The 3,514-nt window shown below is 36.0% G+C and carries 1 protein-coding gene and 1 pseudogene; one reads left to right on the plus strand and one right to left on the minus strand.

Features of this window, described 5'->3' with window-relative positions:
• Positions 1-33 precede the first annotated feature (33 nt).
• Positions 34-123: pseudogene (locus AB4384_RS16875) on the plus strand (integrase); the annotation flags it as partial.
• 262 nt (positions 124-385) lie between these two features.
• Here the strand turns inward: AB4384_RS16875 and AB4384_RS16880 are convergent.
• Positions 386-2,203 carry a hypothetical protein gene (locus tag AB4384_RS16880; RefSeq protein ID WP_372129856.1) on the minus strand — a complete coding sequence of 606 codons (1,818 nt, stop codon included), beginning with the start codon at positions 2,201-2,203 and terminating at the stop codon, positions 386-388.
• Between the last annotated feature and the right edge of the window lie 1,311 nt (positions 2,204-3,514).

Raw genomic sequence — 3,514 nt, forward strand, 5'->3', positions numbered from 1 at the left:
TAATTACGCAACAAAGCCTCACTATGCCACTACAGAACTAGGCTGGAGATTGAAAACGATTTGATGCAGCTAGCGTTACTGGACTTAGCTATAGATAGTAAGTTAAGAGCGAGTGAATTGCTATAGCTACACGTTTACGATGTTTCTTCGCAAGGGGTTATCTATGACAGGGTTCAGTGCCCTGAGGTTGTCTGAGAAAACAGACTGCTGACAGATAGAAGCCGTCACAGGCTTTTCTCCTGAAAAGCCTGTGACACTTTACGTTTTACAATAACTATTCTGTAAGGCATTCACTTTGGGAACTGACTTACTTTTTCTTATCGTAAACCTCTAGTTGTGAGGCTAAGTTTGATACCCCACCAAATAGGAAAGTTTACCCAATATTTCATTTCTTTTTTAAAGCATCATCTAAACGTTGTTGCAACGGAGGCTGTAATTCATCCAATCTACGCCTGAAGGTATATACACCATCATTCACGTCCTTAAATCGTTTACGATTTCCTGGATACCGTTTCAACCCTCCAATAATACTATACGCAAACAACACAATTATACATGGTGCAACAGTAAACATATATGTATTATAATAATCAAGACCAGACCACCTGAAAAGATTATCGAATGTCGTCCAAACAAGGAAGCACGCTGTTAATAGTAATGATAGCGTAATAGGCCTAGATAAATATACAGCACGTCCACGTAATAATGACTTTTTAAACTTGACCTGATTAGTAGCAACATCCTTTTTCGTAGTGTAGTTATATACATCTTCGTAAAAACAATGAATGTGTTTGCCTGCCTCTCTAACTTGAATAAACGATATTGATAGCCAGTCATCTGGTTTTATGTTGTTCATGATTGACTGTGGAATATCAATTTGTCTTTTGTCACCATTCGGTAACTCTAAAGTGAGCGTCGCAGAAGCCTCTGAATTTCTATGGTGATTATAAGTCGTATAAGTGTTTCTGCTATCTGACCACGTTACCTTTTCTGTTTTTTTTCGAACCTCAACCTTATCATCCATTCTTATAACTTGTCCAAAAAAGGATAGGGTAGTTAATTGGAATTTTATGTTGGATTCCATAACCTTTTTCTGTAAGTAATCAGTCACTACTTGATGTTTGAATTGAGTAGTATCACTAATTTCTTGCTTGAATCTATCAATAGGGCTTATTTCTATTTCCTTTGCGGTAAGTGGTGATAACGATGTTTTTTCCTTGACTTCACTTTTTTCAAAAAGTGCACTGGGCTCAGTGGAGATAGGCTCTACTACCAGTGAAAAATCTTCTTTACTATTGTGTGGATTATTTTCTGAAAAAATGTTCTGTTTAAGTTTTTCTCCACATGATGAGCAGAACCTACTATACTCTAAGTTCTTAGAGTTACATTTGTAACAACGTGAGTATAAAATAAGCTTAGGGCGTCTTAGCTTGACTCCAATTGCTTTTAAAGGTGATTCTTTAATTTTTTCTATTAGGGACATTAAGCTGAGATATTCAATTTCTCTCCTTTCAAATATCTTCCTTTTATGTTTCTTTCCGTTTAAATATCCGTGAAACCACCCAACAAAACCTAGAGGAACTGTAGCCATTAACGCAATTCCAAAACTACTCGGTGAATGATAACTTTGAGGATAAAATGCATTGTGTACCTGGTATATCAGTATCGGACCGAAGAATAAGTATAATAATGTAAAAATTAGAAGCCTTACGTTAGATGGAGGGCTTAAAGTGGGAGCTGGTACTTTATCTAAGAGTCTATTGCCCCGCAATTCATGCTTGAAAGCAATCATGGCTGTGTCTCTTGTTTTCACATGAGCTTTATCATGCTTGTCTATTCTTAAAGATTCGCTGAATTGCCAACCCTCTGATGAGGCACAGGTAATTATATCCCCCAATTCAACATTGAAAGAATCGTCATAGTCGTAATTTAGATTTGTTTGAATTGTGTTACTGTCAGTGTCTTTGAGTGTTATAAAAATGCAAGTCCGCTCATTGGCGACACTACTTTTTTCCTTGGCTGTATATATGTATTTAAAAATTACTTCACCTGTAAATACATATGGTTTTTTCCCTAAGTAGGCACTAATAATTTCCAATGCGTCTGGGAATAAATCAATAATATTTTTTGATGATGAAGTAAGGATAGAACCACAAGTATTGCAGAATAGTTCTTCTTTATAGCCGAAGCAGCATTGATTCATGATAACCCTTTTGTAAGTAAGTTGAAGAAATTGTTTATTGTTTGTTGTTTGTTGTTTATTGTTTATTGTTTGTTGCAATTAATAATGTTAATTTTTTGAGATATTTTTTTGTGGTGAACCCTTAATAAGAGCACCATTTTTTGTATGCAATGAATATGAAAAGAATAGGTTCGGGTGAGTCCGATTTAGGCGGCTAAAAGTGTTCACTATCCAAGTTTATTATAAATAACCATCAACAACCTAAGCTCGTAAAATCTCAACTAGGTAGTCATATGTAATTCCTGTATGAGCCATAGCCTTATTGAATACAAACACAGGGAAATAATCATTGCCTACTAGATCGTAATTCGATGCAGTTACGTATTTACCATGTTAAGGAAAATCGAATTCTGTTTAGCATGCAACCTAGCCATGTCGATATATCCTCATCTGTCTTATCTGTGATTAAACGATGGGTAGGCTGCCATTCAAATAGCTCCTAATTGCAGGCATTGAAATAAGAGTATTTATTTGGCTCTTATTGACTTTACCATCACAAGATGCAATCTCTGCTAATCCCTCATCAATCCAGCGACGAAAGAACATCCGTTATCGATTTTTATTCAAATGGTCAGTTAATAAGTGAACAAAATCATGATCAAGTAACAAGTCTAGATTTCCATCGCTTCTACCGTTATCAATAGTCACACCCTCCGAGCATCCAAATCCATTACTTCTTCTGAACGTTCTACCCAAATTTCCATTCGCGTACCATCTAGGTCTAGCTCGTGAAGCTTATCAAAATCTTCATTTTCAACATGTAAGTCAAATGCAACCGACGTTGCTCGCAGAATTTTTTTGATAGTGTCATGATTAGCGCCATTTGGTGAGCCTACAATGAAATCTCACTAGCAAAGAGGCTTGTTGTATCTTTGCTAGCAAATAAAGTTATAGGTTGACTTCAGTTTGTCACATTAATGTAAGTGTTAGAGCGCCCAGGAACATCATTAGGATATGAGCCGCCTTCGTCTTTATCTTTTTTACAACTAACAAGAACAGTTAGAGCAATGACTGATAAAACGGTTATTTTCTTTCGAGAGCATTAATATATCCCTATTAAGTTCACGGACATATTAATGTATATTAATTTCAATGTCTTGCATTTAGATCGGTATTGTGTAAGTAAATTATAATGGCTATTTTTGTTAGGTCGCTTTAAGAGTTTAGCCTGCCTTCATAGACAGAACCTTAAGCACTAAGCTCAGCGTAAATTCCGTCTAAAGTAATGTTTTCTTTAGACTTCCTCTGCGCGGACTTTTGAGCGTTCCTTGA

This window comes from Vibrio sp. 10N.261.51.A4 (genome assembly GCF_041471945.1).
In the GTDB taxonomy this organism is placed as follows: domain Bacteria; phylum Pseudomonadota; class Gammaproteobacteria; order Enterobacterales; family Vibrionaceae; genus Vibrio; species Vibrio crassostreae_C.